Annotated in this window: 20 protein-coding genes and 1 tRNA gene; 10 read left to right on the forward strand and 11 right to left on the reverse strand. The window is 70.4% G+C overall.

All coding sequences use genetic code 11. The features are described 5' to 3' along the window. Window positions 1-185: 185 nt before the first annotated feature. Window positions 186-2,285 (reverse strand): RecQ family ATP-dependent DNA helicase, encoded by a 2,100-nt coding sequence (locus tag Cch01nite_RS02410; protein ID WP_203748009.1) that lies wholly within the window; start codon window positions 2,283-2,285, stop codon window positions 186-188. A gap of 260 nt (window positions 2,286-2,545) precedes the next feature. Here Cch01nite_RS02410 and gdhA point away from each other — a divergent pair, with 260 nt between their 5' ends. Beyond that, complete coding sequence (gdhA, locus tag Cch01nite_RS02415) at window positions 2,546-3,886, forward strand: NADP-specific glutamate dehydrogenase (protein ID WP_203748011.1); 1,341 nt, start codon at window positions 2,546-2,548, stop codon at window positions 3,884-3,886. Window positions 3,887-3,933: 47 nt separating this feature from the next. Here the strand turns inward: gdhA and Cch01nite_RS02420 are convergent, their stop codons facing one another. Next, window positions 3,934-4,533 (reverse strand): dihydrofolate reductase family protein, encoded by a 600-nt coding sequence (locus tag Cch01nite_RS02420; RefSeq protein WP_203748013.1) that lies wholly within the window; start codon window positions 4,531-4,533, stop codon window positions 3,934-3,936. A 141-nt stretch (window positions 4,534-4,674) separates the two neighbouring features. Between Cch01nite_RS02420 and Cch01nite_RS02425 the strand changes: the two genes are divergently transcribed. Together Cch01nite_RS02425 and Cch01nite_RS02430 are read left to right on the forward strand one after the other, a co-directional pair. Next, the gene (locus tag Cch01nite_RS02425; protein WP_203748017.1) at window positions 4,675-5,247 is read left to right on the forward strand and encodes a dihydrofolate reductase family protein; all 573 of its coding nucleotides are present in this window, start codon (window positions 4,675-4,677) and stop codon (window positions 5,245-5,247) included. A gap of 542 nt (window positions 5,248-5,789) precedes the next feature. After that, a complete protein-coding gene (locus tag Cch01nite_RS02430) occupies window positions 5,790-7,826 on the forward strand; it encodes a zinc-dependent metalloprotease family protein (protein WP_203748020.1) in 2,037 nt (678 codons plus the stop codon). A 57-nt stretch (window positions 7,827-7,883) separates the two neighbouring features. Here Cch01nite_RS02430 and Cch01nite_RS02435 read toward each other — a convergent pair whose 3' ends face one another. Continuing rightward, a complete protein-coding gene (locus Cch01nite_RS02435) occupies window positions 7,884-8,618 on the reverse strand; it encodes a GbsR/MarR family transcriptional regulator (protein ID WP_203748023.1) in 735 nt (244 codons plus the stop codon). A gap of 224 nt (window positions 8,619-8,842) precedes the next feature. Between Cch01nite_RS02435 and Cch01nite_RS02440 the strand changes: the two genes are divergently transcribed. After that, window positions 8,843-9,505 (forward strand): DUF4097 family beta strand repeat-containing protein, encoded by a 663-nt coding sequence (locus Cch01nite_RS02440; RefSeq protein WP_203748026.1) that lies wholly within the window; start codon window positions 8,843-8,845, stop codon window positions 9,503-9,505. Between the two features lie 109 nt (window positions 9,506-9,614). Here the strand turns inward: Cch01nite_RS02440 and Cch01nite_RS02445 are convergent, their stop codons facing one another. From Cch01nite_RS02445 to Cch01nite_RS02460, 4 genes are all read right to left on the reverse strand, one after another. Further along, window positions 9,615-10,469, reverse strand: coding sequence for a phosphotransferase (locus Cch01nite_RS02445; RefSeq protein WP_239069754.1), 855 nt, complete (start codon window positions 10,467-10,469; stop codon window positions 9,615-9,617). Window positions 10,470-10,641: 172 nt separating this feature from the next. Continuing rightward, window positions 10,642-11,127, reverse strand: coding sequence for a methyltransferase family protein (locus Cch01nite_RS02450; RefSeq protein WP_203748028.1), 486 nt, complete (start codon window positions 11,125-11,127; stop codon window positions 10,642-10,644). After that, window positions 11,111-11,503 (reverse strand): hypothetical protein, encoded by a 393-nt coding sequence (locus tag Cch01nite_RS02455; RefSeq protein ID WP_203748030.1) that lies wholly within the window; start codon window positions 11,501-11,503, stop codon window positions 11,111-11,113. The genes Cch01nite_RS02450 and Cch01nite_RS02455 overlap by 17 nt, the downstream gene beginning before the upstream one ends. A gap of 26 nt (window positions 11,504-11,529) precedes the next feature. Then, the gene (locus tag Cch01nite_RS02460; protein WP_203748032.1) at window positions 11,530-13,683 is read right to left on the reverse strand and encodes a DEAD/DEAH box helicase; all 2,154 of its coding nucleotides are present in this window, start codon (window positions 13,681-13,683) and stop codon (window positions 11,530-11,532) included. Between the two features lie 432 nt (window positions 13,684-14,115). Here Cch01nite_RS02460 and Cch01nite_RS02465 point away from each other — a divergent pair, with 432 nt between their 5' ends. The 6 genes from Cch01nite_RS02465 (at window position 14,116) to Cch01nite_RS02490 (ending at window position 21,005) form a co-directional block, all read left to right on the forward strand. Beyond that, window positions 14,116-14,760, forward strand: coding sequence for a hypothetical protein (locus tag Cch01nite_RS02465; protein WP_203748034.1), 645 nt, complete (start codon window positions 14,116-14,118; stop codon window positions 14,758-14,760). 564 nt (window positions 14,761-15,324) lie between these two features. Next, window positions 15,325-18,066 (forward strand): hypothetical protein, encoded by a 2,742-nt coding sequence (locus Cch01nite_RS02470; protein WP_203748036.1) that lies wholly within the window; start codon window positions 15,325-15,327, stop codon window positions 18,064-18,066. Window positions 18,067-18,406: 340 nt separating this feature from the next. Next, window positions 18,407-18,868 carry a hypothetical protein gene (locus Cch01nite_RS02475; protein WP_203748038.1) on the forward strand — a complete coding sequence of 154 codons (462 nt, stop codon included), beginning with the start codon at window positions 18,407-18,409 and terminating at the stop codon, window positions 18,866-18,868. A 399-nt stretch (window positions 18,869-19,267) separates the two neighbouring features. Then, the gene (locus Cch01nite_RS02480) at window positions 19,268-19,486 is read left to right on the forward strand and encodes a helix-turn-helix domain-containing protein (RefSeq protein ID WP_203748041.1); all 219 of its coding nucleotides are present in this window, start codon (window positions 19,268-19,270) and stop codon (window positions 19,484-19,486) included. A gap of 35 nt (window positions 19,487-19,521) precedes the next feature. Then, window positions 19,522-20,802, forward strand: a complete 1,281-nt coding sequence (locus tag Cch01nite_RS02485; RefSeq protein WP_239069755.1) for a tyrosine-type recombinase/integrase — start codon at window positions 19,522-19,524, stop codon at window positions 20,800-20,802. Continuing rightward, on the forward strand, window positions 20,799-21,005 hold the full coding sequence (locus tag Cch01nite_RS02490) for a hypothetical protein (RefSeq protein ID WP_239069757.1): 207 nt from the start codon (window positions 20,799-20,801) through the stop codon (window positions 21,003-21,005). The genes Cch01nite_RS02485 and Cch01nite_RS02490 overlap by 4 nt, the downstream gene beginning before the upstream one ends. A gap of 160 nt (window positions 21,006-21,165) precedes the next feature. Here Cch01nite_RS02490 and Cch01nite_RS02495 read toward each other — a convergent pair. From Cch01nite_RS02495 to Cch01nite_RS02510, 4 genes are all read right to left on the reverse strand, one after another. Continuing rightward, window positions 21,166-21,238 (reverse strand) — tRNA-Arg (locus Cch01nite_RS02495). A gap of 111 nt (window positions 21,239-21,349) precedes the next feature. Further along, entirely contained in the window at window positions 21,350-22,351 is a 1,002-nt protein-coding gene (locus Cch01nite_RS02500; RefSeq protein WP_203748047.1) for an ABC-2 membrane transporter-related protein, read from the reverse strand. Continuing rightward, window positions 22,348-23,241 carry an ABC transporter ATP-binding protein gene (locus Cch01nite_RS02505; protein ID WP_203748049.1) on the reverse strand — a complete coding sequence of 298 codons (894 nt, stop codon included), beginning with the start codon at window positions 23,239-23,241 and terminating at the stop codon, window positions 22,348-22,350. Before Cch01nite_RS02505 ends, Cch01nite_RS02500 begins: the two co-directional genes overlap by 4 nt. Next, on the reverse strand, window positions 23,238-23,627 hold the full coding sequence (locus Cch01nite_RS02510; protein WP_203748051.1) for a GntR family transcriptional regulator: 390 nt from the start codon (window positions 23,625-23,627) through the stop codon (window positions 23,238-23,240). Before Cch01nite_RS02510 ends, Cch01nite_RS02505 begins: the two co-directional genes overlap by 4 nt. Window positions 23,628-23,824 lie beyond the last annotated feature (197 nt).

Consider the following 23,824-nt stretch of genomic DNA (forward strand, 5'->3'; position numbering starts at 1 on the left):
CGACCATCTCACTGCGTCCGTGGGCGGGGCGACCCCTCCCGAGGGTGAAGGTCGCGGGCACCCTGCAGGCCGTGCACCCCGACGGCCGAGCAGGACGCTGCTCGACCGTCACGAACGGCGGGTGACCCGATGCCACCCACAGGATGAATGGACGGCGCAGCCGCCTCCCAGATACCTGGCACGGGTCAGCCGCGCAGCGCGAGCACGAACGGCAGCACCTCCGGCACGCCCGCGAGGCGCAGCTCGCGGGCGGCGACGGTGACCGTCCACCGGCTGTCCACGAGGTCGTCGACGAGCAGCACGGGTCCCGGCGGGAGCTCGAGCGCCGACGCGTCGAACCGCTGCCACACGCCCGCGAGCCGGAACGCGCTGCTGCCGCCGGGCTCGCCCGTCGGGCCGCCGTCGCGAAGCGCCAGCGCCCCCGCGTACGGCAGCCGGCCGACGTCCGCGATGCCCCGGGCCAGCGAGTCGACGAGCAGGGGCCGCCGCCGCGACGGGAGCGCCACGACGGACGTCGGCCGCTCGTCCCACCCCCACTGCGCGAGCACCCGGACGCACCCGTCGAGCATCGCCCTCGTCACCGGCGCGTCCGCCGCGCCCGCGGCGAAGATCTCACGCAGCGCGTTCCCCCAGCCCAGGTCGGTCAGGCGCGCGAGCGCCCGCCCCTCGGACGCCCGCTCCTCGACGGCGATCCGCCCGCGCACCGGCACCCCCAGCCGGTCGGCGCCGACCGGCCACTGCGCCCGCGGCTCCACAGGCACACCGACCCGGTCGAGCGCCCGCCCCGCCGACGCGGCGGCACCGTCGACGACGTCGACCGGGTACCAGGCGCCCGCGCACGAGTCGCACCGGCCGCACGGCGCGGCCGTCTCGTCGTCGAGGCTGCGCTGCAGGAACTCCATCCGGCAGCCGTCCGTGCGCTCGTACTCGAGCATGTGCTCCTGTTCGGCGACGCGTGCCGCGGCGATGCGGGCGTACCGGTCGGCGTCGTACGTCCACGGCTGCCCGGTCGCGACCCAGCCGCCCTGCACGCGGCGCACCGCACCGTCGACGTCGAGCACCTTGAGCAGCAGCTCGAGGGGTGTCCGCCTGATGTCCACCAGCGCCTCGAGCGCGGGCGTCGACAGCGGCTCGTCGGACAGCTCGGCGATGACCCGCTCCGCCCGCCCCCGGTCGGGCATCGACGCCGTCGCGAAGTACTGCCAGATGTCGCGGTCCTCCGGGCCGGGCAGCAGCAGCACGTCGGCGCTCGCGGTCGCACGACCCGCGCGGCCGACCTGCTGGTAGTACGCGACGGGCGACGAGGGGGCACCGAGGTGCAGGACGAACCCGAGGTCGGGCTTGTCGAAGCCCATGCCGAGCGCGCTGGTCGCGACGAGCGCCTTGACCTCGTTGCGCTTGAGCGCGCCCTCGGCGGCCTCCCGGTCGGCGGGGTCCGTCTGGCCGGTGTACGCCCGCACGTCGTGGCCGGCCTCGCGCAGCAGGCGCGCGGTGTCCTGCGCGGCCGCGACGGTGAGCGTGTAGATGATCCCCGAGCCGGGCAGGTCGCCGAGGTGGCTGAGCAGCCAGGCGAGCCGCGTCCGGGCGTCGGGCAGCCGCAGCACGCCGAGGCGCAGCGACGCCCGGGCGAGCGGCCCGCGGACGGTGAGCACGTCCGCCCCGCCGGTTCCGAGCTGTTCGGCCACGTCGGCGACGACCCGGCGGTTCGCGGTGGCCGTCGTCGCGAGCACCGGGACGCCCGGCGGCATCGCCGCGACGAGGTCCCGCAGCCGCCGGTAGTCGGGCCGGAAGTCGTGCCCCCAGTCGCTGATGCAGTGCGCCTCGTCGACCACGAGCATGCCGAGCCGCCGCACGAGCGTGGGGAGCTGGTTCTCCCGGAACGACGGGTTGTTGAGCCGTTCCGGCGAGACGAGCAGCACGTCCACCTCGTCGGCCGCGAGCGCGGCGAGCACGTCCTGCCACTCGTGCGCGTTCGTCGAGTTGATCGCGACCGCGCGCACACCGGCCCGCTCGGCGGCGGCGACCTGGTCGCGCATGAGCGCGAGCAGCGGCGAGACGAGCACCGTCGGGCCGGCGCCGCGCTCGCGCAGCAACATCGTCGCCACGAAGTACACGGCGGACTTGCCCCACCCGGTGCGCTGCACGACGAGCGCGCGCCGGCGGTCGTCGACGAGGGCCTCGATCGCCTCGAGCTGGCCGTCGTGGAGCTCGGCGGCGGGGTCGCCGACGAGGCGGCGCAGCACGGCGAGCGCAGCGGAGGCCGTGGGCGTGGGGGCGGGGGTCACGCGCCCAGCCTGCCAGCGCGCGGTGACACGTCGTGCGGCCACCCGTGCCTCGACCGCCTGATGGACATCCGTTCAGATGCCCGAGGCGACGGCCCTACCCTGCACGCGACGCCACCCCGGCGGTGAACGTCACACCGCCACGAGCCCCGGCTCGTGACGATCGGCCCACGCGGGAGCAGCCGCGCGGGTGGAGCCTGGACTGCAGGCAGTGCCCGCGCGCGCAGGGAGCGCGGCGCACGCGAACGAGCGGGAGCAGACGCATGAAGGATCAGCTGGAGACCGTCCTCGCCCAGGTGCTGGCGCGCAACCCCGGTGAGCAGGAGTTCCACCAGGCCGTCCACGAGGTGTTCGACTCGCTCGAGCCCGTGCTGCGCAAGAACCCCCAGTACGTCGACGCCGCCGTCCTCGGCCGTCTCTGCGAGCCCGAGCGCCAGATCATCTTCCGCGTGCCGTGGGTCGACGACGCCGGGCAGGTGCAGATCAACCGCGGCTTCCGCGTCGAGTACAACTCCGCGCTCGGCCCGTACAAGGGCGGCCTGCGGTTCCACCCCTCGGTGTACCTCGGGATCATCAAGTTCCTCGGGTTCGAGCAGGTCTTCAAGAACGCCCTCACCGGCATGCCCATCGGCGGCGGCAAGGGCGGTTCCGACTTCGACCCGCGCGGCCGCTCCGACGGCGAGGTCATGCGGTTCTGCCAGTCGTTCATGACCGAGCTGTACCGGCACATCGGCGAGCACACCGACGTCCCCGCCGGCGACATCGGCGTCGGCGGCCGGGAGATCGGCTACCTGTTCGGCCATTACAAGCGCATCACCAACCGCTACGAGTCCGGCGTGCTCACCGGCAAGGGCCTCACCTGGGGCGGCTCCCTCGTCCGCACCGAGGCCACCGGCTACGGCACCGTCCTGTTCGCGGAGCGCATGCTCGCCACGAAGGGCGAGTCGTTCGACGGCCGCCGCGTCCTGGTGTCCGGCACCGGCAACGTCGCCCAGTACGCGATCCAGAAGGCCCAGCAGCTCGGCGCCCACGTCGTCGGCTGCTCGGACTCCACGGGGTACGTCGTCGACGAGGCCGGCATCGATCTCGCCCTCCTCCAGCAGACCCGCGAGGTCGACCGCTTGCCCGTGTCCGTCTACGCCGAGCGCCGCGGCGGTGCGGCGACGTTCGTGCCCGGACGCCGCGTCTGGGAGGTCGGCGCCGACATCGCCCTGCCGTGCGCCACGCAGAACGAGCTCGACGAGGACGACGCCGCCGCGCTCGTCCGCTCCGGCCTCGTCGCCGTCGCCGAGGGCGCCAACATGCCCACCACCCCCAAGGCGGCGGCGCTGCTGCAGGACGCCGGCGTGCTCTACGCCCCCGGCAAGGCCGCGAACGCCGGCGGCGTCGCGACGTCCGCCCTCGAGATGCAGCAGAACGCCAGCCGCGACTCGTGGAGCTTCGACTACACCGAGCAGCGGCTCGCCGGGATCATGCACTCGATCCACGACCGCTGCCTCGCGACCGCCGACGAGTACGACTCCCCCGGCAACTACGTCGTCGGGGCGAACGTCGCCGGGTTCACCAAGGTCGCCGACGCGATGCTGGCCCTCGGGGTCGTCTGAGACCCACGCCCGGGCGCCCGTTCCCTGGGCGCCCGGGCGCCGGCCTGTCAGGCGTACTGCGGGCGCCCGCCCGGCCGGTACGTCTGCACGGTGATCCCCGTGGGGAACGTGCGCTGCTCGACGAGCTCGAGGGCGTGGTCGAGGCCCCGCTCGGGGAACAGACGCGTGCCCGCGCCGACGATCACGGGGCAGACGATCAGCGTCAGCTCGTCGACGAGCTCATGCTCGAGCAGCCACCGGACCAGCTGCCCGCTCCCGTGGACCTGCAGCTCGCCGCCGGGCTTCGCCTTCAGGTCGCGGACCGCCGCCACGAGGTCCCCCGACAGCACGGTCGTCCCCGCCCACCGCGGGTCGGTGAGCGTGCGCGACGCGACGAACTTGGGCCGCGTGTTCAGGGACCGGACGAACGGGTCGTCGAGGTCGTCCTGCACGCCCCAGTACCCGGCGAACAGCTCGTAGGTGCGCCGGCCGAACAGGAACGCGTCGGCCCGCAGGTAGAAGTCACCGATGTAGCCCGTCGACTCCTCGTCGCCGAGCGGCAGGGCCCAGCCGCCACGGTCGAACCCGGGGTCGAGCTCCGGGTTGTTCCCGCCGTTCGCCTGCATGACGCCGTCGACGGTGATCTGGGTGTTGGTGACGAGCTTCATGGTCATCCCTTCCCGCGGACGCTTCCCTCTCACCCTTGCCACGAACGGCGGCGCCGCGATCCGACACCCGCGGACGCCGCTGCGGTTGCTCGCCCCGGCGGCTTCTCGCACGGTGGTGTGACGACGGGAAGGAGAGGTCTCATGGCGGAGCTGCTGGTGGACTTCATCACCTCGCTCGACGGCTACGCGTCCGCGGAGGGCTGGCCCGGCTGGTGGGGGCTCGAAGGGCCCGAGTACCTGGCGTGGCTCGACGCATCCCCGGAGCGCGACGCCACGATCCTCATGGGCGCGACGACGTACCGGCTCATGTCAGCGTTCGCGACGTCCGGAGAGCCGGGGGTCGACCAGCTCACGGCGGCGACCAAGGTCGTCTTCTCGTCGACCCTGGCGGAGCCGCTGGCGTGGGAGAACGCGCGCCTCGTCGGCGGGGACCCGGTCCCGGCCGTGCGGTCCATGAAGGCGGGCGACGGGCCGTTGCTGCGCACCATCGGCAGCCTGACCCTGTGCCGGTCGCTGCTGGAGGCCGGGCTCGTGGACCGGTTCCGGGTGGTGGTGTTCCCGGTCATCACCGGCGCGACGGGGCACGAGCGGATCTACGACGGCTACCCCGACGTCCGTCTCGACCTGGTCGCCAGCCGCACGTTCGACGGGCGGCTGCAGCTGCTCGAGTACGCCCCCACCGTCCTGACCGGCCCACCGGGCACCGGCGGCTAGACAGCGGTGCGCGACAGATCCGCGCGCGCCGGACACAGTCTGCCCGAAAAGGCAGATTGATCCCTTGACACGTGTCCACGGGAACGAAGAAGATTCGTGTGCATCTCCATGAGAGCGCTCCCAGGTCGTCCTGGTGGCGCCTGCTCGCCAACCGTGGCGGATGCCTCGCCTGACGATGAAACCGCAGGTGAACTGCATATGAAGGAGACAGTGCCGTGCCGCCCGCCCGACGCCCGTCCTCCTCGTCCCGACTCGCTGCGGCCACGATCCGCAGCCCGTCGGTCGATCTCCTCCCCACATTCCCCGAATTCGTCCGCACCGCCTGTCGCGGCCCATTCGTTCAGCGATAAGCGGTAATTCCCCGACGTTCCGAGCGGCGGTCTCCGACCGCCCTCCGCACCGTGCACCCGGCACCGGAGCCGGTCGCCGCGACGACCCGTCGCGGCGACCGGCTTCGCCGCTTCCGGGTGCCCAGACGGCCGCTCCGCAGGTGCCGGCCGAGCTACAGCAGCAGCACCTTCCACCAGATCGGACGCACTCCCATGCACCAGCCACACCTCCACGCCCCTACCCCACCCGCCCCGGCCGCCGCGCGAGTGCGCGCCCGGGTCGCAGCCGTCGCGGTCTCGGCCGCGCTCGCCCTCGTCGGCGCGGTCGCCGGCGCCGGGACCGCCGCCGCCGACGCGCCGTCGACGGGCACCGAGCACATCACCGGCACCTACGAGCGCCTCCAGGTCGACCCGCCCGTGGTCGCCCCCGCGGCGGCCGCCACACCCCCGACGCCCGTCGCGCCGACCGACGCCGACCACGACCTCGTGCGCCTCGCCGACGGCACGAGCGTGCAGGTCGAGGGCACCCCTGACCTGTTCGAGGACGTCGCCCCCGGCCAGAAGGTCACCGTCACCGGCACGGCCACCGCCGACGAGCCGGCCGTCCCCGAGGCGACCTCCACGTTCGAGGGCACCGCCGTGCGCGAGCTCACCGCGGCCCCGGACGCCGCCGCGGTCACCAGCCGGACCGTCGCCGTCGTCCTGCTCCAGCTCGGCCCCGCAGGACCCGCGCCGTGGAGCGTCGACGACGCCCGCCGGAACTTCTTCACCGGTGACGACTCCGTCGCCGCCTTCTTCCGGGAGAGCTCGTTCTCCCAGCTCGAGCTCCGCGGCCGCGACCGTGCCGACGGCGACGTCTACGGCTCGCTGCAGATCCCCGCCGACACCGCGTGCGGGAACGAGGCGCAGGCGGGCCAGGACGCGCTGCAGGCCGCGGGCCTCGACCTCAGCGCCTACGACCACGTCGCCTACGTGCTCGACTCCGCCGACCGAGGCTGCTGGTTCGGCGGGTGGGCGTACGTCGGCGGGCAGGTCTCGGTGAACCTGTACGCCGGCGACTGGGGCACCCGGTCGGTCGCGAACCACGAGCTCGGCCACAACCTCGGGCTCAGCCACGCCCAGTCGCTCTACTGCACCGGCCCCGACGGGCAGGCGACGTCCGTCGAGGTGACCGGCGGGACGTGCAGCGTCTGGGAGTACGGAGACCCGTTCGACACGATGGGCAACAACTGGATCGGGTTCCAGTACTCGGCGAGCTACAAGGCGCGGCTCGGGTGGGTCGCACCGTCGGGCATCACCACCGTGAGCGCGTCAGGCACCTACACGCTCGCCCCGTCCGAGGTGACGACGGACCAGCCGCAGGTCCTGCGCATCCCGCTCCCGTCCGGCGAGTCCTACGACCTGGACGTCCGCCAGCCCTTCGGCCAGTTCTGGGACGCACAGGTGAAGGACTACCCGGCGCTGCTCGACGGCGTCGAGGTCCGCCGCGCGAACGAGTGGACCACGCAGCTCGTCGACACCACGCCCGACGGCAGCTTCTCCGACGCGGCGCTGCAGGTCGGCCGGACCTTCACCGACCCGGCCGCCGGTGTCTCGATCCGCACCGAGTCGGTCGGGCCCGAGGGTGCGGTCGTGCACGTCGACCTCGGGGTCGTCGAGCAGGAGCCCGTCCTGTACGGCACCTTCAACAGCGGAGCACCCGGCCCCATGACGAAGGTCCCCGGGACGGCGAGCACGTGGACGGCCGACGAGACGTTCTCCGGTCCGTGGGGCCGGTTCCGCGTCACCGTCGACCCGTCCGGCACGACGTACGGCGACCTCCAGCCGGACGGCGTCCTCGACCAGGGCGCCCCCGACATCGTCGTGCCCGACGCCGGGACGTACACGATCACCGTCGACCTCGCGACGCTCGCCTACTCCGTCGTCAGCACCACCGGTGGAGGCGGCGGGTTCGCCAGCAGCTACCCGACGATGACGCTGCGCGGCACGAGCACCGAGTGGACCGTCGCACCGATGGAGCTCGTCGCCGACCACACCTGGCGGCACACGATGGCGTTCGGCGCCCACCCCGTCGAGGAGTTCCTCTTCGACGTGGACGGCACCGGCGCGGTGACGTTCGGGGACACCGGCGTCGGTGACGGGACCGCGGAGCCCGGCGGGCCGAACATCCCCCTCACCCAGGGGCCGGCGATCTACGAGGTCACGTTCCACGACGACACGCTCACGTACTCGGTCAGCCGGGTCTGGTGACGCGCACCTGGTGAACGGACGGGCCGCGGCGGCGGGTGCGACCCCCGCCGCGGTCCGTCATTCCCGACCCGGGTCGGGCGTCGGGTTCGTGTACAGGATGTCGCGCGCCTGCTCCGCTGCGCGGGCGATGCTCTCCCCCACGAAGTCGACGAACCGCGCGATGCCCTCGAGGCGGTTGGCCGCCGGGGTCCCGGGCCCGAGGACGGCGACGCCCTGCCGGGCGGTCTGCGCGAGCAGCTGGTTCGAGCGGGCCGCCGCGATCATCGACTGGTACCAGACGTCGTCGTCGACGACGTAGCGCTCGCGACGGCTCACGTCGTCGCGCTCCCGGCGGGCGAGGCCCTGGACCTCGAGGTAGGCCATGGCCTTGGACACGGACGCCGGGCTCACGTCGAGCCGCTGGACGAGCTCCGACGCCGTGAGGCTGCCGGTGTCGGACGTGTAGAGGCAGGTCAGCACCCGGGCCATCATCTTGGGCACCCCGGACTGCATGAGGAGCGTCGTGAACGTCTCCTCGTACTCGCGCACGGCGGCCTCGTCACGTCCGCGGGCCGCCGGTGCCGTCGTCGTCCCGCGCGCCGCGGCCTGGGGGCGTCGGTGGGCACGGCGCTCGGTGGCGCGGTGCGCGAGGTCGGCGCGGTACCCGGTCGGGCCCCCGTTGCGCATCACCTCGCGCGTGATCGTCGACGTGGGCCGGTCGAGCCGTCGGGCGATCACGGCGTAGGCGAGGCCGTCGGCCAGGCCCAGCGCGATCTGCTGGCGTTCCTGCTGGGTGAGCCTGCCTCCTGGCATCGGTGTCTCCTTCGCGCTCCGTGTGGGCTCGACCGTAGCGTTCGCCTCTTGTCATTGCAACGGCACAGATTCGTCTCGTTGCGTTAGGTTCATCTCCATTGCAACAATTTCTCTACTCTGACCTGCGTTGATACGACGTCGTTGCGAAATCACTGTTGCTCACTCCTTGAACGCAACGTAGCGTTTCCAACATCAGAAACCCACGAGCACAGGAGTTGAGCACGATGTCGATCTTCGCCACCAGCACCCCGATCTCCGTCCTCCTCGACGTCCCCGGCGGGCGCGTCCAGCTCATCGCCGCCGACCGCACCGACACCGTCGTGGAGGTCCTTGCGGCGGACGCCACCAAGGGCCGCGACGTCAAGGCCGCCGAGCAGACGACGGTCGCCTACGCCGACGGCGTCCTGCGCATCGAGACCCCCGTGCGCCACCAGGTCCTCGGCGCCTCGGGATCGGTCGAGGTCACCGTCCAGCTGCCCGCCGGCTCCCGCGTCGACGCCAAGGCCGCGAGCGCCGAGGTCCGCGGCGTCGGCCGGCTCGGCGACGTCACGTTCGAGGGCTCGTACGGCTCGGTCAAGCTCGACGAGGCCGCCGCCGTCCACATCACCACCCACGCCGGTGACGTCACCGTCGGGCGCCTCCAGGGCTCGGCCGAGATCAGCACCGGCAAGGGCGACATCCGCATCGCGGAGGCCCTGGGCGGCACCCTCGTCCTGTCCACCCAGGCGGGCGACGTGTCGGTCGCCGCCGCCACCGGGGTGTCCGCCTCGCTCGACGCCGGCACCAGCCTCGGCCGGATCGAGAACGCGCTCACGAACACCGGGACCGTCGACCTGACGATCCGCGCGACGACGGCCCTCGGCGACATCTCCGCCCGCAGCCTCTGAGCACCCGGGCAGACGAAGGACCGCCGCACTCCGCGGCGGTCCTTCGTCGTTGCTCTGTACTGCCGCGAAGGTGCGTCGCGGGCTCCGGACGTGCGACGTCGACCCGCACTCAGTCCAGGGGCGCATCCGGGCCGAGACTGTCGATCCCCTCCCGGAGCTGACCGAGCCACTCCTCGCCGAGTCGCCGCCCGTCGGGCAGGCGGTCGTCCCGGTCCCAGCGCCAGGCCGCGACCATCCCCAGCCCGAGGAGCCGGCAGTCGCGCAGCAGAGCGAGGTCGACGCCCGGGTAGCGCTCGGCGACCTCGTCGGGAGCATGGGCGAGGTCGAACTCGACCGGTCCCCGGCAGCAGGTCTCCAGGTCGACGAACAGCAGCCCGTCCTTCGTCGAGAGCACGTTCCCCGGATACGGCTCGCCGTGCAGCACCTGCTGGGCGACGCTGCGCTCCTCGATCCTCCGGGCCAGGTTCCGCAGCGTCGTCCCGAGGAAGTCGCGGTCGGCGTCGTCGAGCTCGGGAGTGCGGTCGCGGCTCGCCACGAGCCGCAGCGCCTGCCCGACCCTCTCGGTGAAGTGCGGTGTCGGCACGTCGACCTGGCGCATCCCGGCGTGCAGACGGACGAGGGCGTCGGCGTAGTCGGCCGCCTCGACGTCGTCGGGGTGGTGCGGTGCGTAGTACGTCCAGAGCGTGACCGCGAAGCTGTCGCGCTCGTAGACCCGTGCCTCCACCCGCGGGTCGGGTGCAGCGACCGGGCTGCCGGTCCGGACGAGCTGGCGCGCGACGTCGAGCTCGAGCTGGCCGACGTGGTCCTCGACCGGCGCCACCCGCGCCATGACGTCGCACGGCAGGAGTCGCAGCGCGACCTTGTTCGACTCGTGCAGCACCACCGCCTCGTCGACCGGCAGCCCGAGCGACGACGCGATCCCGCATGCCGCCACCGTCATGCGCTCGACCCGTGACGACGCCACGCGCACTCCCCTCGCCCGCACCGACGAAGCCGTCGACCCGGGCACCGTAACCCCGGCTTCGCAGCGACGTCGTGCGCTGCATGATCGCCGGCCCCGTCCTGCTTGCCCTGGCCGCCGTCGGCGCGACGACCGTCGTCGGCTGGATCGTCTCGTGACGGTCGACCCCGCCCGTCTAGCGCCTGACGCGGCCCATCCAGCGCGGCACTCGCGTCCGATAGTCGTCGTACCGAGCGCCGAACCGCGCGTGCAGGTAACGCTCCTCCGGGAGGATCGCGCCCCAGAGGATCAGCGCCGCTGCAGCCGGGAACAGCGCGAGCCCCCAGAACGTCGGCACCAGCAAGGCCACCCCGAGGTAGAGAGCAAGCAGCCCGACGTACAGCGGGTTGCGCGAGAGCCGGTACGGCCCCTCCTCGATCATCGCCCGCGTCTCCTGGCCCGGCAGGAGCCCGGTCTCGTGCCGGGCGAACAACCACAACGACCAGCCGTTCCACACGACGAACGCGACGACCAGCGCCCAGCCGAGCGGGATGCGCCATGCACCGAGGTCGACCGGGTCACCCCATGCCAGGGTGGCGAGCCAGCCGAAGAGCAGCGGCGCGCCGACTGCGACCGGCGGCCAGAGCCGGAACGAGACCGCCCCCTCAGGTCCGTGCGCCATGGACCTCATTGTCGCCACGCGCCCGTTGCTGGGCCTGCGCCGCCCGCACCTTCTCGAGGTGTCGAGCCTGACGCACGACGAGCAGGTCGTCGATCGCGGTCAGCACCTCGTCCCAGGCGGCGCCCGCGTCGGTCGCACCGGCCGTCGTCCTGGGGTAGCGCCTGGTCGCAGCGATCGCCGCGTCGTACAGCTCACGCTCGCCCGGATGCCCCGCATCGCGCTGCCGGGTGAGCACGCCGAGCAGCCACGGGGTGTTGCGCTGCCACTCCGGGTTCCCCAGGGAACGCACCCTCAGGTAGCCGAGCTGGTCCCACCACCGACGCGAGTGCCACTTGCGCGAGTTCGCGGGCGGCAGTCCGGCCGGGGGCGGCTTCATGGCAGGCATCCTGCCGGATCACCGCGTCAGCCCACGCCCTCCGCGGCGAGCGCGTCGACCAGCAGCCCGACCAGGGCTTCGAGCTGGACATCCGTGGACGACGCACCCTCCTCGACCTCCGCCCCGTCCAACGCCCGGGCGGCGAGCGCGGACTTGCTGTCGATGAGCTCGGCGATCTTGGCGTCGATGGTCTGCGCGGCGATGATCCGCCAGGCCGTGACCGGCTGGTCCTGGCCGATGCGGTGGATCCGGTCGATGGCCTGGGTCTGCTCGGCGTCGGTCCACGACAGCTCCGCGAGCACCAGGTTGGAGGCGACCTGCAGGTTCAGCCCGACGCCGGCGGCCATGAGCGAGCACACGACGATCTGCACCTCGGGGTCGTCGACGAACGCGGCGACGTTCTTGTTGCGCGTCCTCGTCGTCTGCTCACCGCGGATCGAGGCGTACTTGATGCCGCGGTCGGCGAAGCTCTGCTCGGCCTGGTCCATCACGTCGACGTGCCGGGCGAAGAAGACGACCTTGCCGACGTTGCGGGCGAGCTGCGCGGCGTAGTCGGCGGCCAGCCCGGCCTTCGCCTGGCCGATCCGGCGGACCATCGTGAAGACGTTCTCGCCGCCGGCCTTGTCGCTGGAGTCCTTGAGCTCGCCGGCGGCGACGCGACGCGCGAGGTCGAGGTCGATGCCGTCGGGCGTCATGCCCAACGCCGTCACGGCGGACCGGTAGCGCTCGACGAGCCGTTCCGCGAGGGCCGCCTCGGCGGCGCGGATCGAGCGGCCGACCGCGCCGTCGAGCTCGACGGGCAGGTCCGCGACCCGGCGGGCGGGGATGTCGGCGGCGACGTCCACCTTCCGACGGCGCACGATGCCCATGTCGATCACGCTGGTCCGCGCGGCCGCGTAGAACCCCGGGTCGGCCGGGGTGAGCCCCGTGTCCTCCAGCGCGGTGACCAGCTTGCCGAGCGGTTTGGTGTCGTCGATCCAGCCGAGGAACTGCCAGATCGCCCGGAAGTCCTCGATGTCGTTGATGAGCGGGGTCCCGGTGAGCGCCATCATCAGGGGCCGGGCGGTGCGCTCGCGGATCCGCTCCGACAGCGCGAGGACGTGCTGGGATCGCTGCGAGGACTTGTTCTTGATGAAGTGCGCCTCGTCGACGACCATCCCCCGGAACCCGAGGTCGCCGAGCCAGCCGACGTGCCGATCGAGGAGCTCGTAGTTCACGATCACGACGTCCGCGAACGCGTCGACCTGAGCGCCGTCGCCGTGCACGACCGTGGACCGGCGCAGCGGCGTCCACATCCCGACCTCGTGCGCCCAGTTCGTCTTCACCACGTTGGGGACCACGACGAGCAGCGGGTACGCGTCGGCGGCCTGCGCGGCGAGCAGCGCCTGGGCGGTCTTGCCGAGCCCGGGCTCGTCGGCGAGCAGGAAGGTGCGGTGACCGCGGGCCGTCGCCGTGACGACCTGCGCCTGGTGCGGCATCAGCTCCCGGCCGAGCGGGAGCGGCACGTGCCGGGGCTCGGGGAGCGTCATGCACGCCGGCTGGCCGGTGGCGGCGCGCTCGAAGGACTGGAACAGCGGGTCGAGCAGCTCCCAGCCCGCCAGCCGACGGGCCTTCGCCGCAGCCCGCTCGGCTGCCGCCTCGAAGTCCGGGGCCAGGAACGGGTTCGCCAGCTGGCGCGCACGCACCGACTGCGGCACCACCCGCGGCGCGGCCGTCACGACCGGCACGACCTGCACCTCCGGCTCGGGTTCAGGCTCCTCCGGCGGCTCGAGACCACCGGCGCGCATCAGGGACGCCTTGTAGTCGCGCGCCGCGTCCGAGACCCGGGCGTCCTCGGCGAGCAGCTGGAGCAGGGACGTGTCGCGGGCAGCGATCTTGGCCAGCAGCGTCGCCACCCCGTCGAGTCGCTTGAGCTGCTCGGTCCGCTTCGACGAGGTGAGGCTGCCGTCGGCCATCACCCGGGCCCGCTCCTCGCGGACCAGCAGCGCCACGACCTGGAACTTCGTGCGCAGCGCGGGACGGGTCGGCGGCCGCTGCACGATGCGGTCGACCTCGCGCGCGACCTCGGCGAGCACCGGGATGATCCCCTGCTCGGCGGGACGCTGGGCGGGGCGGCGCTGGGTGCCGGTGCCGGGACTGGTGCGCGCGCGACCGGACCCGCGTTGGCCTGGTCGTGCCACATCTCCTCCTTCTCACCACCTGCGTCGCGATCACGACGAGGCCTGTCGCACAGCGGACACCTGCCCGGGACCGGGCGGCCGTCGGCCTGCGATGGTGACGGGCGTCATCCATCCGTCCGTGTCGTGGGCCGCAGCTCGCTCGCCTTCGGTGCAGGCCCATCCAGGACGACACACTAACTGCGGCCACCCCAGGATGACCCTGTGGCGACGCGTCGGAGTCCCGGAACTGCGCGATCCGGGAGCGAGACGGACGCTCGCCAGTCCGATCCTGCACGACCCACAGTGCGGTGACCTACGCGAAACGCCAGAGCGGAGTGTGATCTGCACGGCGCCACGGCCCCGAGCCAGTCGCCCGGCCATCCATCGATGGCGAGGACTCGCCGCAACGCCCAAGCCGACACGGGCCGGCACAATAGCCGCCACACTGGCCCGATGGAGCTCGGGGCAGGACGCGCTCGGGTGTGGTCCTGGGCCGCCTCGGACGCCGAGGCAGACGCACGCCGACGCGAGGCGGACGAACTGGTCGGCGAACGGATCCGGTCGGTTCGCTACTTCTCGCTCGACTACCGCCGCTCGGAGATGCCTCCCGAACTGATCGACGCCGGCCCTCGCACTGTCGTCGACGCGTCGGAGTGGACCGACCCCACATGGCTCTGCGACGGGTTCGACACGACGGACTACGGGTTCGAGATCGCCACCGACTCAGGCGCCGTGTTCTCGCTCACCTGGGACCCTCCGGGCCACCAGGAGGGCATCGGACTACAGCCGGTCCCCATGCTGGGGAGCGGCGTTCGTGGCGACGCGGACGTGGCGATCTGGGAGGTCGACGGACGATCTCCGAGCTGGACATCGATGGTCGGTACGACAGTCACCGGCATCGAGCTGCACTACGAGCCGTGGGCCGAAGGAACAGGCGCTCCGCTGTGGTGCCCTCGCATCACGATCCACGGCGGCGCTGCTCGTGTCGAAGTCATCATGGGCGACCGCGCCGACGGTCGGCTGGTGCCTTCCGCGGACAACATCGCAGTGCTCCATCCCGGTACGCCGCTGCCCGCGTGGTGCACGCCTGGTCCCTGACGCGCGCGGCCGTTGGCACGTGGTCGTACCAACGAGTCCTGAGCAGCCGCTCGAACACCTTCGAGCGGGCCGTCATATCAGTGCCACAGCACCACGACTCCCGACACCGCCCGCACGGGCCGACGCGCGAAGCGCAACGGACTCAGCACCCGCGCGACGGCACTGACCTGCACCAACACACTGTGCGCCTGGGCAGATTCGAACTGCCGACACCCGCTTTAGGAGTTCGATCTGGAGTACCCACGAGCGGCCTGAGCTGCGGAAATACATGCTGGTAGTTCATCCACCGCCAGCTCAACGGCCCCCCTGCTGACCACACGCTGACCACGCTCTGCCCAAGGAGCATCATCTGAGCTCCGTCAGCGGCGGTCAGCCGGCGCATTGAATCTGACATAGGGCTGGGTGCACACCACCCTCGGCAACGGGCGCACGAAGCCCACCAATATGAGGACGCACTCGCCTGCGACCGGCCCCCCGTCCGCTCTGCCAGCCCAGGCGGGCCGAGCCGGAAGCTGCACGATCAAGGTAGCTAGCCGGTGGGGGCGGCTTCGATACTCTCCGACGATGAGACCGCGACGCCGGGAGCAGATTGCCAGTCGCGTCGTCGCGGCCACTTCGGACGCGTACGAGGGCTTCCTGCGGCGGAAGTGGATCATTGTGGGTGCGGCCGCCACCTCAGTTGCACTGCTGCTGGGTGCACCCGCGCGACTCGACTTCCTCCGGGATCTGGCACCCCGAGCTGACGAAGCCGCCTTGACCATTTGGCAAGTTCACGCCGCTTTCATATCGATCAGCTTCGCTGGCATATCAATCGCCTTTCAGGTACTCGCGGAGCCGCCATTGACCGCTGGTCCTGCGCGCCGCGCCGTAATCGACTACATACGCTATCCGAACCTACTCGCGCAGGGAATTCTTGCCGACCTCATCATCGGAACGGTTGCCATCTGGCTCCGGAGCGACGTCAATATCGCAGTCACATTCTGCCTTGTCTTTGTACCTTCGGTTCTTGTCGCCGGGCTCGCCTATTTCCGATTGTCGACGCTTTTTGCGCATCCCCACATGCTCGAGGGCTTGACAGTCGACGATCTGAAACGCCGCACTGCACGCGCTTTGGAAAGAATCGGAAGTCCCTCCGAAAGCGATCTAGCATTCGCTAAGGCCGTGCACGACAAAGAATTCCTAAGAACCAGTTTTGCTCAGGACGCGGGCCAGAGAATCTTCCGCAGCGTCCGCCACACCGGGACTACCGGAATCGTAGACGGTGTCCGCATTGCCGCCCTCGAACGAGTAGCCAACACTCTCGACTCGGCCGCCCTTGCCGTCTCGGCGGTCGAGTCATCGCCCGAGACCGCCTCCGCCGAAAGCACAATAATCATTGTGCGGATCGCACCGGGCGACCGTGTTTATTCTGGAACCGTCCTGATGCACGTCCTGTTTCCCTCGTCGGAGCGGGGGCGTGATGCGTGGCCCGCGCTTGCAAACGAACTATCGAAATCGATCGTAGTTTCGACCACCAAGATCGACGCGCGGGAACTGCTCGAACTAGAACTTTCGGAACTCCAGGACTCGATTGTTGGTGCAATTTCGGATCGCAGGATCGCCAGAGTTCAGCGGGGTTTTGGGTACTACAATGATGTGCTCGAGGAAGTGGCCGCATACCGACCGCAACAGGAGTTTGCGCTTCGGCCGAGCTGGCGATGGCTGGAACAACAGTCCTGGGAGATCGACGACGCCGCTGCCGCGGGAAACAGGCGTACCGCGATGGTAGCCATTGATTCAGCGATGTCACGGAGCATGCGAGCCGTAGAACGCGACGATGTCGAGGCATTGAGGGCTGCCCTCAGGACATACGCCCATGTCTGGGAGGGTGTCCTGCTCCTGCGAACTGATGACGTTCGGTACTCGAAGGAGCACCTTCTTGTGTCGCTGCAGAACCTTTGCGAGTTCTATATCCCTAGTCGTTCCTTGTCCAGTTCACCGAAGGTGTCGTCGGCCAACGCGTGCGTGTGGGTATTCGTAGATCTGGCGAAGTCGGCCCTAGACGCTGGGGCTCAACTCGATGCTGAGCGCGCGATGGCATACATGGGAGGCCTCTTCCAGTTTGGTCACGATGAGTTCAAGGAGTCGCGAAAGCACGTGGCTGCCGGACTTCTCGCCTTGGGCGGCTGGATCTTGTACTCAAGAGAGAGGCAAAACGAGCTCGACAAAGCGAAACTGTCGAGCATCCTGGAGAGGCTTGAGGGTTTGCCGATCTTCGAGGGCTTGCTTCTTTTGGATGAGCGCAGCGAGGACCTGGGGAGTTGGCGCTTTTGGGAACTTCGCGAAAGTCTGCCGTTTGCAGTGACCACAATGTCTCTGCACGGTTTCGCGATACGGTTTGGCTTGCTCGCCATGAGGCACGAGGCGGCTCCCAGGATCAATAGTGATGATGACTTCAGCCTGCTACAACGCCTGGTCGGTGAATCATCCAATCTTGCGGATCATTGGCCGAGCGACGTGGCACGAGACTCGGGTGTCGTGGGCGCAGTCGACCGGTTCAACGCTGCTCTCGCTGCCTGGGAAACCCGGCAACAGGCCGAGGAGGCCGCGATGGGCCTGGACGAAGAGCGGGTTCAGCGATTTGTGTCGAGCTTCGCCACCGCACTCGTAAGTCCGCGCCGACTCTCCGACTGGTTCCTTGCCGCAGATGGGCGGTTTGACTTTTCTGCCGACGAGGCGAAATTCTTGTACCTCAATGTGCTTGTTCCGAAGTTCTACTTCATTGATTCTCCTCGCGCGTGGGCTAACCCGGACGATTTAGCGCGCGGCCTAGCGGGCGCGATTGTTCGTGGCGAGGACTCGAGCATTATTGCTCTTTGTCGGGAAGTCGGCGCGGTAACTTCGACAACGCTCGCCGAACTTACGGATCGTCTGCTCGAGACAATCGTATCGATGGCGCGACCTTTTGTGATACTGATGAACTCTGGCGAGGTAATGTACGAGTTGGCGATGGATCACCAGGGTGACACGGTCAAGATCGGAGATGCGGACATCCCTGCTTTCGCTCTATTCGACGTCGAGTCGGACGAGCACGTTCTCGTTGTCGATTTGGAGGCTGCACCCGCCTTGGAGCGGAAAGCGGAGATGAAAGCCGGAATGACGCCGCTCGATGGATTGGACGTCGCAGTTGGCGTATTCGATGAAGGCTCGCGTAGCAAGTCCACCGGAGAGCCGGAAGTGCGAATCGAGACCGGTGAACGCCTGCGTTGGCACATGCCGCCAGCCGCTGCGGCGCACTTCTTCAAGGTTGCTGACTCGACCTGGTAGTCGGCCATTCGGCGAGTGGCTTCCGCCGATCTGGGCTCCGCGGGAGGCGAGCGGCGCAGGCAGCTCAAGAGGCCTGGGCCGGACGTACCGCCCAGTTGAAGGCGCCGCAACAGCCACGCCGTGCAAGAAGAGTCGGCCTGTGATGGATGGTTCCAGGGAGCGACCGCGCTACTGGCGCCGACGCCGTGAACGGGTCGTCAACTTGCTCCACCAGTGCGAGGAGCTGGATTCACGGCCGATGCCTGCACCGCCGTGTCCCAAGCTGCGCACTCTGTGGCGGTTCAGCCAGCCGTGGGAGGCCCACGCCACCCTCGAGCTGCGTCACAGCGACCCTGCCGCCTTGGACGCCTACATCCGGCACGGCCGAATCAGCCACGGCCTCCACGACGACATGCTCGACGACGCCCTCACCGCGGCCGCCGAAGCCGAGGCGCAGGGCCGGGTCGTGCTGCTCGCGGCCGCGGACCGGCGCACGGTTAACGAACTCAACGCCCGCAGCCGCGCCGAACACGTCCGCACCGGCACCGTTCGCACCACCGGCATCACCTTGAGCGACGGACTTACCGGCGGCGTCGGCGATCGCATAGTGACCCGTCGCAACAACCGGCGGCTGCGCACCAGCGACGGGTTCGTCCGGAACTGCGACCTCTCTGGCAGATCACCGCCGTCCTGCCCGACGGCGGCCTGCGCGTCCGGGCCGCCGGCGACCGAGCCAGCGGGACGCTGCGCCTTCCCGCGGCGTACGTCGCCGAGTCCGTCGAGCTCGGCTACGCCACCACCACCGCCCGCAGCCAAGGCATGACCGTCGACGAGACCCACACGGTCATCACCGCCGGCATGGGCCGCGAAGACCTCTACGTCGCCGTCACCCGCGGCCGCGACCTCACCGCCTCTACGTCGCCACCGACCGACCCGACCCCGATTGCCTCCCGGGCAGCGAACCCGACGGCCCCAGAGAACTGCTCGACCGCATCCTCGCCACGACGCACGCCGAAGCGTCGGCCACCGAGACCTGGGCGGCCCATCACCCGGAGAGCGCAGAGCCGCCGTTGCCGATCACCCCTCCACAACCCGTCATCCCGCCGCTGCGTCCACCGATCAGGCGCAGCCCATTGACGCCCCCAACCAGCCCGAGTCCCGGTGGACCTGTGCTGGAGCGGTGGTGACCGCAAGTCCGTCAACGCACGCAAGGAGATCGATCATGACGACAACCACGCAGCCCGACACGACAGCACCCGCCATCACCGCCCGTCGGCGGTACTACCGCGTCAAGGACGCGGCAGCCGTCCTCGGGGTTCCCGTCCGGACGCTCAGCCACCTGGCCGAGACCGAGCAGATCCCCTGCCGCCGGCTCGGCACCGTCATCCTCATCCCGGCCTCGTGGGTCGATCGGGAGCCCGCGCAGCCGCGCCGACGCTGATGTCCGTCACCCGGCGAACACTCCCCTCGGGCAAGGTGACCTGGCGCGCGAAGGTCTTCTTCGAGCACCGGGTCATCGCCGAGAAGTCGTTCCAGCGCAAAACCGACGCCAAGTACTGGGAGGCCGACCAGCTGGTCAAGCTCCAGAGCGGCACCTGGATCGATCCGACGCGCGGTCGGGTGTCGTTCGGGTCGCTCGCCGAGGAGTGGCAGGGCTCGCGCGAGCGCCTCGCGGTCCGGAGCCAGGAGACGACGCGATTCCTGCTCGACTCCTACGTCATCCCTGTCCTCGGGCGCTTTCCCATCGCCGTCATCTCCGCGACTGACGTCGAGCGGGTGCTGACGTCGATGACGGCCCGCGGACTGTTGACGGCCACCCGGCGCCGTGTCCTGTCCGTCATCCGGCTGGTCCTCGACTACGCCGTGCGCGACCGACGGATCTCGGTCAACGTCGCCCGCTCGATCCCGCTGCCTAAGGGCACGACCAAGCGCGAGCCGCACTGGCTACGCGCGGAGCAGCTCGGCAAGCTCGCCGACGCCATGCCACCGAACTGCCGGCCGGTCGTGCTCTTCCTCGGCCTGGCCGGCTGCCGCTTCTCGGAGATGTGCGCGCTCCGGGTCGACGACGTCGTCCAGACACCGCACGGCCTCGGCGTGCGGATCCACCGGGCTGCCCCGCAGTCCAAGAAGACGAGCGGCGCGGTGTTCGGTCCGACGAAGACGCACCAGACCCGCACCGTGCCGGTCCCGCCGACGCTCGAGACCTACGTGCGAGAACGGATCGAGAATGCGCCGTCGGGTTCGTACCTGTTCCCGAGCCCGACGGGAGCGATCTGGACCAACACGAACTTCCGGGTCCGTTCCCGCTGGACCGAGACGACGCAGTCAGTGGGCCTCGCCGGCACGACGATCCACGACCTCCGCCACACCGCGGCCTCGCTACTCATCGCCGCCGGCGCCGACGTAAAGGCGGTCCAAATGATCCTCGGCCACGCCACCGCGACGATGACGATGGATCTCTACGGCCACCTGTTCTCCGACGCACCGTGGGTGGCGATGGAGCGGATGCCGATGTCCCCGGTCCGGGGACAACACCCCAATGACGCGGAGCCGCCAGCGTCTTCGTCATGCCCCTGTCAGTCGCAGCGACCTCTCCCGACGGTCGATTTGTCGGCGTCGCGCATGGCACCACCGAGGAAGCGTTGTCAGACCTCATGGACGAGCTGCAGCACCGCGGGATGGGCTACTTCGAGCTTCAAGACGCCGCGGCCATGTGGCCGATGCTCACGGTGGGCATTGCGGGGACTCAGGCCGTGATCCACCTTTTCGAGGACGCCGACTCCGTCTCCCTCTTGCAGGGCGCGGGAGCTTCTTCGCCCCAAGCCGTCGACGTGCCGATCATGGGTGAGCTGGCGACCTTCGACGGCGCTTTCGCCCTCTCGCTCGATACCGCCCGGCAAGTCGTCCAGGATTTCGTTCGCGGAAGCCTCCCAGACGCGCTGGTGTGGCGTCGCCTGTGACAGTCGCCACCGGGGATACCCAGGGGCCATCCCCGCGCTGACTGCGGTGAGGCTCGGCGCTCGGGACTGCTGACCACATGCTGACCACAGGGCCTCTGCAGGCACCGCGGCGGACTCACGCGATGCAGCCATCCAGCCTGTGACCTGCAACAACACACTGTGCGCCTGGGCAGATTCGAACTGCCGACACCCGCTTTAGGAGAGCGGTGCTCTATCCCCTGAGCTACAGGCGCAAGAGGCCACCACCGACACGACGATGGTGCTGGGGCGACCCACTGCGATCGGCCGTTGCCGACCGGCAGAAAGGCTACCCCAGCACCCACGGCCCCCTCGGGCACACGAGCTCAGACCAGTCGCCGCACCTTCCAGAAGCACCACCCCAGCACCAGCCCGGCCAGCACCAGCAGCAGCCCGGTCTCGAGGAGCTGCAGGTCCCAGAACCGCGAGGCGGGCTGGTAGGTGACGACGCTGCGCAGGTCGAGCGTCCCGATCCATTCGACGCACCCGCCCGGGGTCGTCCCGGGCCCGCACACGGTGGAGTCGGCGGGGCCGGTGAACACCGCACCTGCGGCCGTCTGCGCCTCGTTGTGGAGGATCCACGCCCCACTGAGCTGGGGGTCCATGACGATGGTGACCTCCCCGTCCTGGTTCACGAAGAACTCCTGGATGTGCTCGGTGTCCAGGGCGGTGGACCGCACGAGCGGCGGGATGAGGTGGGCCCGCACGAACAGCGGGACGACGGCCTGCACGACCGCCATGACGCCCAGGGTTGCCGCGATCGCAGGGACGGTCCGCCGCAGGAGCAGCCCGGAGGCGACGCCGACGGCGAAGGCCAGAGCCGCGTACCCGAGGGGCACCACGCCGCGGGCCCCGAAGACGAGGGGCGTGAGCCGGTTCGCGTTCGCCGTGTCCACCCGCGCAGCGGCAGTGGTCACGACCAGGCTCAGCAACCCGGCGAGCGACACGGAGGACGCACCGACGAGCGCCAGCTTCACGGCGAGCCACCGGCGCCGCGTGATGCTCTGCGTCCAGGCGAGCCGGTAGGTGCCGGCCTCGAGCTCGCGACCGACGAGCGGCGCACCCCAGAACGCGCCGAGCAGCCCGGGCAGGAGGTACATCGCGCCGACGCCGAGCATCCAGGCGAGCCCAGGGAGGCCGGCTTTTGCGGAGCGGAGGAAGGCCGCGGTGGCGTCGGCGCACGAGGTCGAGCACGAGGCCAGTCCGCTCGACGTGTAGAGCGAGGACACCTGCTGCCACCCGAGAGCCAGCGCGAGCGCCACGACGAGGGCCACCGCGACCCCCAGCGCTGCGGAGGTGCGGAACTGCCGCCACGTCACCCAGGTCATCGTGTCGCCTCCATCGGCAGGTCGTGGGCGTCGACGACGTCCTGGCTCATGTAGGCGAGGACGAGGTCCTCGAGGTCCTCGAGGTCGAGGCTGTCGACGATCCAGGTGGGGTCGAGGACGGGTGCGGTGGACCGGACGACGAGGGTGCTCTGCCGGTCGGTGTGACCGGACGAGACGACGTCGCTGCCGGCGGGCACCGAGGAGCGGCGACGCCCGGTGAGCCGGTGGTGCGACGAGAGGAGGTCCTCGACGTCCCCGGCGACCTGCACGTGCGAGGCGCTGAGCAGCACGAGGTGGTCGCAGATCCGTTCGAGGTCGGCGACGACGTGCGAGGACAGGACGACGGTCGCGTCGTGGTCGGCGACGAACTCCATGACGCTGCCGAGGAAGTCGCGGCGGGCGAGCGGGTCGAGGCTGGCGACGGGCTCGTCGAGCAGCAGCAGCTCGGGGCGCTTGGCCATGGCGACCGTGAGGGCGAGCTGGGCGCGCTGGCCGCCGGAGAGCCGGTCGGCGCGCTGGGCGGGGTCGAGGCCGAGGCGCTTGATGCGGTCGGCGGCGAGGGCCTGGTCCCAACCGGGGTTGAGATGCGCCCCGAACCTGAGGTGGTCCGAGACGGTGAGCGTCGCGTACGTCGGGGTGTCCTGGGCGACGAACCCGACGCGGGCGAGCTGTTCCGGCCGCCCGCCGGGGGGCGAGCCCAGGACGCTGACGGAGCCGGTGGTGGGGGTGAGCAGCCCGGCGAGGATCTGCAGCAGCGTCGACTTGCCGGCGCCGTTGGGTCCGACGAGGCCGACGACCCGGCCGGTCGGGACCGTGACGGTGCAGTCGTCGAGGGCTTGCACGCGGCCGTACCGCTTGCCGAGCCCGACCGTCTCGATGGCGGCGGTCATGCGGGTTCACCGACCATCGCGCGGAACGTGCTGCGGAACACGGCTTCGATGCCTTCGGCGTCGAGGCCGGCGGCGCGGGCGTGCTCGAGCCAGGCGGTGAGCTCCTCGCGGAGCGCGTCGTGGGCGGCGCGGGTCTCGTCGCCGAGGGTCGCGACGACGAACGTCCCCACCCCCTGCTTCGCGGCGACGAGCCCCTCGTACTCGAGCTCGCGGTACGCCTTGGAGACGGTGTTCGGGTTGATCGCAAGGGCCCCGACGACCTCCTTGACGGTCGGCAGCTGGTCACCGACGCGCAGGACGCCGAGGCGCAGGGCGTGCCGGACCTGCTGGATGAGCTGGAGGTACGGGGCGACGCCCGAGCGGGCGTCCAGGTGGAACTCGATCATCGGTCCGCTCCATTCCACTAGATAACTAGTAGATTGAACCTGACGACGGCCCGTGTCAATGGCAGTCGGCCGACAAGGTCTGCCGCCCGCCCGCTCCTCGCGCACCCGCCGTCGTCTTCACCGCCGCGGTCGTCGCATACTTCGTCGGGGTCACCCACCGCACGGCCCTCGGTGTCGCGGGCGTCGAGGCCGCGGCC

Origin of the sequence: Cellulomonas chitinilytica, from assembly GCF_016862675.1 — a bacterium.
In the GTDB taxonomy this organism is placed as follows: domain Bacteria; phylum Actinomycetota; class Actinomycetes; order Actinomycetales; family Cellulomonadaceae; genus Cellulomonas; species Cellulomonas chitinilytica.

What these genes read in the sequence shown, in the direction of transcription:
- Cch01nite_RS02500 (WP_203748047.1), bottom strand. Translation starts at nt 22,351, where the DNA reads ATGACCTGGGTGACGTGGCGGCAGTTCCGCACCTCCGCAGCGCTGGGG.
- Cch01nite_RS02450 (WP_203748028.1), bottom strand. Translation starts at nt 11,127, where the DNA reads ATGGCGCACGGACCTGAGGGGGCGGTCTCGTTCCGGCTCTGGCCGCCG.
- Cch01nite_RS02425 (WP_203748017.1), top strand. Translation starts at nt 4,675, where the DNA reads ATGGCGGAGCTGCTGGTGGACTTCATCACCTCGCTCGACGGCTACGCG.
- Cch01nite_RS02455 (WP_203748030.1), bottom strand. Translation starts at nt 11,503, where the DNA reads ATGAAGCCGCCCCCGGCCGGACTGCCGCCCGCGAACTCGCGCAAGTGG.
- Cch01nite_RS02480 (WP_203748041.1), top strand. Translation starts at nt 19,268, where the DNA reads ATGACGACAACCACGCAGCCCGACACGACAGCACCCGCCATCACCGCC.
- Cch01nite_RS02420 (WP_203748013.1), bottom strand. Translation starts at nt 4,533, where the DNA reads ATGAAGCTCGTCACCAACACCCAGATCACCGTCGACGGCGTCATGCAG.
- Cch01nite_RS02435 (WP_203748023.1), bottom strand. Translation starts at nt 8,618, where the DNA reads ATGCCAGGAGGCAGGCTCACCCAGCAGGAACGCCAGCAGATCGCGCTG.
- Cch01nite_RS02510 (WP_203748051.1), bottom strand. Translation starts at nt 23,627, where the DNA reads ATGATCGAGTTCCACCTGGACGCCCGCTCGGGCGTCGCCCCGTACCTC.
- gdhA (WP_203748011.1), top strand. Translation starts at nt 2,546, where the DNA reads ATGAAGGATCAGCTGGAGACCGTCCTCGCCCAGGTGCTGGCGCGCAAC.
- Cch01nite_RS02430 (WP_203748020.1), top strand. Translation starts at nt 5,790, where the DNA reads ATGCACCAGCCACACCTCCACGCCCCTACCCCACCCGCCCCGGCCGCC.
- Cch01nite_RS02440 (WP_203748026.1), top strand. Translation starts at nt 8,843, where the DNA reads ATGTCGATCTTCGCCACCAGCACCCCGATCTCCGTCCTCCTCGACGTC.
- Cch01nite_RS02465 (WP_203748034.1), top strand. Translation starts at nt 14,116, where the DNA reads ATGGAGCTCGGGGCAGGACGCGCTCGGGTGTGGTCCTGGGCCGCCTCG.
- Cch01nite_RS02505 (WP_203748049.1), bottom strand. Translation starts at nt 23,241, where the DNA reads ATGACCGCCGCCATCGAGACGGTCGGGCTCGGCAAGCGGTACGGCCGC.
- Cch01nite_RS02470 (WP_203748036.1), top strand. Translation starts at nt 15,325, where the DNA reads ATGAGACCGCGACGCCGGGAGCAGATTGCCAGTCGCGTCGTCGCGGCC.